The organism is Variovorax sp. WDL1 (genome assembly GCF_001541225.1).
Classification (GTDB): Bacteria; Pseudomonadota; Gammaproteobacteria; order Burkholderiales; family Burkholderiaceae_C; genus Variovorax.
Window position 1 is genome coordinate 73,685 of sequence record NZ_LMTS01000349.1, and the last position, 6,444, is coordinate 80,128.

Sequence of the window (6,444 nt, forward strand, 5' to 3'; positions counted from 1 at the left end):
GGAGGGCGATCAGTTCCATTGCCTCGTTTGTGGTCTAAGCTGCGCCGTCATGACCCAAGCCATCCTGCTCCTGCTGCACCTGCTGTCGGCCGCCTTCTGGGTGGGCGGCATGGCGGTGATGCATTTCGCCGTCCGCCCTTCCGCCGTGGCGGTGCTGGAGCCGCCGCTGCGGCTGCCCTTGATGGCGCAGGCGCTGTCGCGCTTCTTCGCCGGTGTCTCCGCCGCCATCGTCGTGCTGCTGGCCAGCGGCTTCGGCATCGTCTGGCTGGCCGGGGGCTTCGCGCGCGTGCACTGGAGCGTGCATGCCATGCTGGCCCTCGGGCTGGTGATGGTGGCGGTGTTCCTGCACATCCGCTTTGCGCCCTACCCGCGCCTCCTGCGCGCCGTGGCGGGCCGCGAATGGCCGGTGGCCGCGGCCCAGCTCAACACGATCCGCCGGCTGGTGGAGCTCAACCTTGCGCTGGGCGTGGTGGTGTTCGCGCTGGCCGTCGTCGGGCGGATCCTGTGAGGTGGCGCCTCAACCCTGCGTGACCAGCTCGTAGCTGGTGCTGCGCCCGCCGGACGCGGACTTCTTCAACACCCCGCGTGCCACGAGGTCGGCGATGTCGCGCAGGGCCGTGTCGGGGGAGCACTTGGCAATGGCAGCCCACTTGCTGCTCGTGAGCTTGCCCTCGAAGCCGTCGAGCAGTCGGTTGAGCAGCTTGATCTGCCGCTCGTTGAGCGGCAGCTCCGCCCAGCGCTGCCAGGCGTGGGTCTTGAGCAGCACCGCGGACAGCGACGCCTCCGCCCCCTCGACAGCGCGCAGCAGGCAGCCCAGGAACCAGGCCAGCCAGGGTGTCACGTCCAGCGAGCCCTTCTGGGTACGCTCCAGCATCTCGTAGTAGTCCTTGCGCTCGCGCTGGATCTGGGCCGAGAGGCTGTAGAAGCGCTGCCCGGAGCGATCGGCGCGAGCCAGGGCCATGTCACCGACGGCGCGTGCGATGCGGCCGTTGCCATCGTCGAACGGATGCAAGGTGACGAACCAGAGGTGCGCAAGGCCTGCATGCACGAGCCGATCGCCTTCGGTGGCCAGCTCGAACCATTCGAGGAAGCGAGCCATTTCCGCCTCGAGCCGCGGCGCGGGCGGTGCCTCGAAATGCACCGTTCGCCGGCCTATCGGGCCGGAGACCACCTGCATCGGCCCCGTTGCATCGTCGCGCCACGCGCCCGTGCGGATCGGCGCCAGCCCGCTGTAGCCGGTGGGGAACAGTGCCGCATGCCAGCCGAAAAGGCGCTCGCGCGTGAGCGGCTGCGCGTGCGCGCCGGTGGCGTCGAGCACCATGTCGACCACCCCGTCGACATGCCGGTCCGCAGGTGCCAGCGCACCGATGTCCAGCCCCAGCCGGCGTGCGATGGAGGATCGCACCTTCTCGGGGTTGAGCCGCTCACCCTCGATCTCGCTGGTCTTGACGACGTCCTCCGTCAGCACCCGCAGCGTGGTCGCATCGCGCTGCGACAGCCCCAAGTCCGCCATTCGGCCCAGCAGGTAGCCCTGGGCGGCGTGAACCGCCGCGAGCGGCGCGGCGAGAACCGCGAGGTCATAGCGCAGGCGCGGCCAGCCGGGGTTCTCCCAGATGTAAAGGCCTTCGCTTTCTCCGCTGTTCATGCGGAGATTGTGCGCCCATTCGCCGCACAAAGGCCGAAATTCGCCGCAATCGACGCGGCGAATAGGACTCTATTGGCCGCAGGACTGCTTAGATCACCCCTGCATCGCGCAGCGCCGCACGCTGCGACTCGCCGAGCCCCATCTCGGCCAGCACCTCGTCGGTGTGCTGCCCCAGCGCCGGCGGCGCCCGGCGCAGCACCGGCGGCGTGCCCTGCAGGCGCAGCGGGCTCGCCACGCCGGCGATCTGCGCGATGCCGTCGCCGGCGTCGCGCGGCAGCGTCACCGCGAGGCCTCGCGCCTTGACCTGCGCGTCCTCGAAGGCCTGGGCGATGTTGTTGATCGGGCCGCAGGGCACGGCCTTGTCTTCCAGCAGCGCGATCCACTCCGCGGTGGTCCTGGTGCGGGTGACGGTCTCCATCATCGGGATCAGCAGCTCGCGGTGCTGCACGCGCAGGGTGTTGGTGGCAAAGCGCGGGTCGCTCGCCCACTCGGCCTGGCCGGCAGCCTCGCAGAAGCGCGTGAACTGGCCGTTGTTGCCGATGGCCAGCAGCATGGCGCCGTCCTTCGTGTGGAAGTCCTGGTAGGGCGCGAGGCTCGGATGGCTGTTGCCCTGGCGCTGGGGCGTGGCGCCGGTGTTGAGAAAGGCGCTGGCCTGGTTGGCGAGGATGGCCATGCCGACGTCGAGCAGCGCCATGTCGATGTGCTGGCCTTCGCCGGTGCGGTGACGCACTTCGATCGCGGCCAGGATGGCCGTGGCCGCGTAGACGCCGGTGAACAGGTCGGTGAGCGCCACGCCCACGCGCAGCGGACCGCCGCCGGGCTCGTCGTCGGGGCGGCCGGTGATGCTCATCATGCCGCTGGTCGCCTGGATCATCAGGTCGTAGCCGGCGCGCGAGGCATGCGGCCCGTCGTGGCCGAAGCCGGTCACGCTGCAGTAGACCAGGCGCGGGTTGATGGCCCGCAGGCTCTCGTAGTCCAAGCCGTACTGCCTGAGTCCGCCGGTCTTGAAGTTCTCGACCACGATGTCGGCCTGCGCCGCCATCTTCTTCAGCAGGTCCTGGCCCTCGGGCGCCGCCATGTCGATCGTGACGGAGCGCTTGTTGCGGTTGCACGAGGTGAAGTAGGTGGCCTGGTCGGTGTCGCGGCCGTGCTCGTCCTTGAGGAAAGGCGGGCCCCAGGTGCGCGTGTCGTCGCCGACGCCGGGCCGCTCGATCTTGACCACGTCCGCACCCAGGTCCGCGAGGATCTGCGTGCACCAGGGGCCGGCGAGGACGCGCGAAAGATCGAGAACCTTGATGCCGTCTAGTGCTGCTGGGGTCATTTGATTCGGGGGTCGTCCGTGCCGGGCTTTCAGTTCGAGAACGCCGCGATGCCCGTCTGCGCGCGCCCCAGGATCAGCGCATGGATGTCGTGCGTGCCCTCATAGGTGTTGACCACTTCCAGGTTGACCAGGTGGCGCGCTACGCCGAACTCGTCGCTGATGCCGTTGCCGCCCATCATGTCGCGCGCCAGGCGGGCGATGTCCAGGGCCTTGCCGCAGGAGTTGCGCTTGAGCAGGGAGGTGACCTCGACCGAGGCCGTGCCCTCGTCCTTCATGCGGCCCAGTCGCAGGCAGCCCTGCAGGCCCAGCGTGATCTCGGTCTGCATGTCGGCCAGCTTCTTCTGGACCAGCTGGTTGGCGGCCAGCGGGCGGCCGAACTGCTTGCGGTCCAGGGTGTATTGGCGCGCACGGTGCCAGCAGTCCTCGGCGGCGCCCAGCGCGCCCCAGGAGATGCCGTAGCGGGCGCTGTTGAGACAGGTGAAGGGGCCCTTCAGGCCGCGCACCTCGGGGAAGGCGTTCTCTTCGGGGCAGAACACGTTGTCCATCACGATCTCGCCGGTGATGCTGGCGCGCAGGCCGACCTTGCCGTGGATCTCGGGCGCCGACAGGCCCTTCATGCCCTTCTCCAGCACGAAGCCGCGGATGGGGCCGACCGCACCGCCCTCGCTGACTTCCTTGGCCCAGACCACGAACACGTCGGCGATCGGGCTGTTGCTGATCCACATCTTGGCGCCGGTGAGCGCGTAACCGCCCGGCACCTTCTTGGCGCGGGTGACCATGCTGCCGGGGTCGGAGCCGTGGTCGGGCTCGGTCAGGCCGAAGCAGCCGATCCACTCGCCGGTGGCGAGCTTGGGCAGGTACTTCTGCTTCTGCGCCTCGGTGCCGAACTCGTTGATGGGCACCATCACCAGCGAGCTCTGCACGCTGGCCATCGAGCGGTAGCCGGAGTCGACGCGCTCGACTTCGCGCGCGATCAGGCCGTAGCAGACGTAGTTCAGCGCCGGGCCGCCGTATTGCTCGGGGATGGTCGGGCCGAGGAGGCCGAGCTCGCCCATCTCGCGGAAGATCTTGGGATCGGTCACGCCGGTGCGGAAGCCTTCGAGCACGCGGGGCGCGAGCTGGCCCTGGCAGTAGGCGTTCGCGGCGTCGCGCACCTGGCGTTCTTCGCTGGTGAGCTGCTGGTCGAGCAGGAGCGGGTCGTCCCAATGGAATGCGGCGTGGGCCATGTGCGGTCTCCGGTGTAGGTGGGGGGAAGCTGAATGCGATGCTAAGCCGCAGGCCCTTCGAGCGCAAACGAAGATTCGGCACCCAGTTATGCGATTTGCTCACTTCACCGCACAATTCCATGCCCCTTCTTCATTGGGCCGAGCGTCCGATCATCCATGTAAGCCCCGCATACCATGCGCCGTAGACTGCCTTCCACCCAGGCCCTGATCTGTTTCGAGGCCGCTGCCCGCCACGAGAGCTACACCCGCGCCGCCCAGGAGCTCGCGCTCACGCAGAGCGCGATCTCGCGCCAGATCACGGCGCTGGAGGCCTTCCTCGGCATGGCGCTGTTCCGCCGCACCCGGCACGGCGTGGCGCTGACGCCGGCCGGCGCCGACTACGCGCGCCAGATAGCGCGCCAGCTCGACAGCATGGAGCGCGAGACGCTCGACGCAATGGCGCGCCAGGGCGTGGGCGGCTCGCTGCAGCTGGCTGCGGTGCCCACCTTCGCTACCCGCTGGCTGATCCCGCGCCTGCCGGACTTCGCCCGGCGCCAGCCCGACATCACGGTCCACATCGAGACCCGCACGCGCCCCTTTCTCTTCAACGACACGCCCTTCGACGCCGCCATCTACACCGGCACGCCCGCCCAGGCGGCCAACTGGGCCGGCACGCACTCGGTGCTGCTCCTGAACGAGGATGTGGTGCCCGTCTGCAGCCCCGAGCTGCTCGGCGCAAGGGCGCAACTGTCACCGGCCGCGATCGCACGCATGCCGCTGCTGCAGCAGAGCACCCGGCCCGATGGCTGGCACCAGTGGTTCGACGCCCAGAAGGTCGATGCACCGCGCGCGCGCAGCGGGCCGCGCTACGAGCTGTTCTCCATGATCGCGGTGGCTGCCGCGCACGGCCTCGGCGTGGCGCTGATGCCGCGCATGCTGATCGAGCCGGAGCTGGCCCGGGGCGAGCTGGCGGTGGCCTGCGACCGGCCGCTGCGCGCGGAGCGGGGCTACTTCCTGGTCACGCCGGCGAGCGCGGACGGCCGGCCCGCGCTCGCGGCCTTCCGCGGCTGGCTGGTCGCGCAAGCCTCGGGCGAGGCACCGCCCTCCGGACGCCGCTGAACGGCTGCCCCGCGGCGGGCCTTTGGGTTTAGCATTTCCCCACGGCATCGGAGCCTGCTCGCCCGCGGGGTGCAGCGCCGCTTCCGGCCGTCACGATGGAGACGCGCCATGCCTACCTATCAGTACCGTTGCCAGAAGTGCGGCGAGGTGTTCGAGCACGCCGAGCACATCGCCGAACACGCGACCGTCCAGCTGCGCTGCCCCAAGTGCGGCAGCGAGTCGATCGAGCACAAGCCGACGCAGTTCTTCGCGAAGACCTCCAAGAAGAGCTGAGCGGCCGGGACCGGGCGCGATGGTGCGCCGCGGCAAAAAGACGGGGCGTGTTTCCGATGCTGGCATCCGGCGCGCCAGTCTTCTATGCTCCGGGTCTCGCCGCACGGCGACCCCGACAGCGTTTTGTTGTCACTCATTCTTTACTCGAGGAGCGACCATGTCACTGCGCATCAACGACGAGGCCCCGAACTTCAAGGCCAAGACCACGAAGGGGGACATCGACTTTCACCAATGGATCGGCGACCAGTGGGCAGTCCTGTTCTCGCACCCCAAGGACTTCACGCCGGTATGCACCACCGAACTGGGTTACATGGCGAAGATCGAGCCGGAGTTCACCAAGCGCAACGCCAAGCTGATCGGCCTGAGCATCGACCCGGTCGACGCGCATGACCGCTGGTGCGACGACATCGAGGAAACGCAGGGCGCCCGCCCCAACTACCCGATGATCGCCGACACCGACCTCCACGTGGCGAAGCTCTACAACATGCTGCCGGCCGAGGAGCCGGGCAGCTCCGAAGGCCGCACCGCGGCCACCAACGCCACGGTGCGCTCCGTCTTCATCATCGGGCCCGACAAGAAGATCAAGCTGATGCTGACCTACCCGATGACCACCGGCCGCAACTTCGACGAGATCCTGCGCGTGCTCGACTCCATGCAGCTGACCGCCAAGCACAAGGTCGCCACGCCGGTGAACTGGAAGCACGGCGAGGACGTGATCATTGCCGGCTCGGTCTCGGACGACGATGCGAAGAAGCTGTTCCCCGGCGGCTGGGAGGCGCCAAGGCCCTACCTGCGCGTGGTCAAGCAGCCCGGCTGAGCCCGGCCGCGGGCATGATCTTCGAGCAGGTCGCGACCGGCGGCTGCCAGTCCTATCTGGTCGG

At 68.9% G+C, this 6,444-nt stretch carries 7 protein-coding genes; 4 read left to right on the forward strand and 3 right to left on the reverse strand.

The window, feature by feature from the left end:
- Window positions 1-49: 49 nt before the first annotated feature.
- Complete coding sequence (locus APY03_RS39485; RefSeq protein ID WP_068686278.1) at window positions 50-508, forward strand: CopD family protein; 459 nt, start codon at window positions 50-52, stop codon at window positions 506-508.
- Between the two features lie 9 nt (window positions 509-517).
- On the opposite strand, the gene APY03_RS39490 is transcribed toward APY03_RS39485, so the two are convergent.
- From APY03_RS39490 to APY03_RS39500, 3 genes are all read right to left on the reverse strand, one after another.
- On the reverse strand, window positions 518-1,645 hold the full coding sequence (locus APY03_RS39490) for a Fic family protein (protein ID WP_068686350.1): 1,128 nt from the start codon (window positions 1,643-1,645) through the stop codon (window positions 518-520).
- Between the two features lie 88 nt (window positions 1,646-1,733).
- Window positions 1,734-2,966: a CaiB/BaiF CoA transferase family protein gene (locus APY03_RS39495; protein ID WP_068686281.1), complete on the reverse strand. Its 1,233-nt coding sequence runs from the start codon at window positions 2,964-2,966 to the stop codon at window positions 1,734-1,736.
- Between the two features lie 29 nt (window positions 2,967-2,995).
- A complete protein-coding gene (locus APY03_RS39500) occupies window positions 2,996-4,192 on the reverse strand; it encodes an acyl-CoA dehydrogenase (protein WP_068686283.1) in 1,197 nt (398 codons plus the stop codon).
- Window positions 4,193-4,366: 174 nt separating this feature from the next.
- On the opposite strand from APY03_RS39500, the gene APY03_RS39505 reads away from it, so the two are divergent.
- The 3 genes from APY03_RS39505 (at window position 4,367) to APY03_RS39515 (ending at window position 6,380) form a co-directional block, all read left to right on the forward strand.
- Window positions 4,367-5,290, forward strand: coding sequence for a LysR substrate-binding domain-containing protein (locus APY03_RS39505; RefSeq protein ID WP_068686285.1), 924 nt, complete (start codon window positions 4,367-4,369; stop codon window positions 5,288-5,290).
- Window positions 5,291-5,398: 108 nt separating this feature from the next.
- Window positions 5,399-5,563 (forward strand): FmdB family zinc ribbon protein, encoded by a 165-nt coding sequence (locus APY03_RS39510; protein WP_068686286.1) that lies wholly within the window; start codon window positions 5,399-5,401, stop codon window positions 5,561-5,563.
- A gap of 157 nt (window positions 5,564-5,720) precedes the next feature.
- Window positions 5,721-6,380, forward strand: coding sequence for a peroxiredoxin (locus tag APY03_RS39515; protein ID WP_068686288.1), 660 nt, complete (start codon window positions 5,721-5,723; stop codon window positions 6,378-6,380).
- Window positions 6,381-6,444 lie beyond the last annotated feature (64 nt).

What these genes read in the sequence shown, in the direction of transcription:
- APY03_RS39485 (WP_068686278.1), top strand. Translation starts at nt 50, where the DNA reads ATGACCCAAGCCATCCTGCTCCTGCTGCACCTGCTGTCGGCCGCCTTC.
- APY03_RS39490 (WP_068686350.1), bottom strand. Translation starts at nt 1,645, where the DNA reads ATGAACAGCGGAGAAAGCGAAGGCCTTTACATCTGGGAGAACCCCGGC.
- APY03_RS39495 (WP_068686281.1), bottom strand. Translation starts at nt 2,966, where the DNA reads ATGACCCCAGCAGCACTAGACGGCATCAAGGTTCTCGATCTTTCGCGC.
- APY03_RS39500 (WP_068686283.1), bottom strand. Translation starts at nt 4,192, where the DNA reads ATGGCCCACGCCGCATTCCATTGGGACGACCCGCTCCTGCTCGACCAG.
- APY03_RS39505 (WP_068686285.1), top strand. Translation starts at nt 4,367, where the DNA reads ATGCGCCGTAGACTGCCTTCCACCCAGGCCCTGATCTGTTTCGAGGCC.
- APY03_RS39510 (WP_068686286.1), top strand. Translation starts at nt 5,399, where the DNA reads ATGCCTACCTATCAGTACCGTTGCCAGAAGTGCGGCGAGGTGTTCGAG.
- APY03_RS39515 (WP_068686288.1), top strand. Translation starts at nt 5,721, where the DNA reads ATGTCACTGCGCATCAACGACGAGGCCCCGAACTTCAAGGCCAAGACC.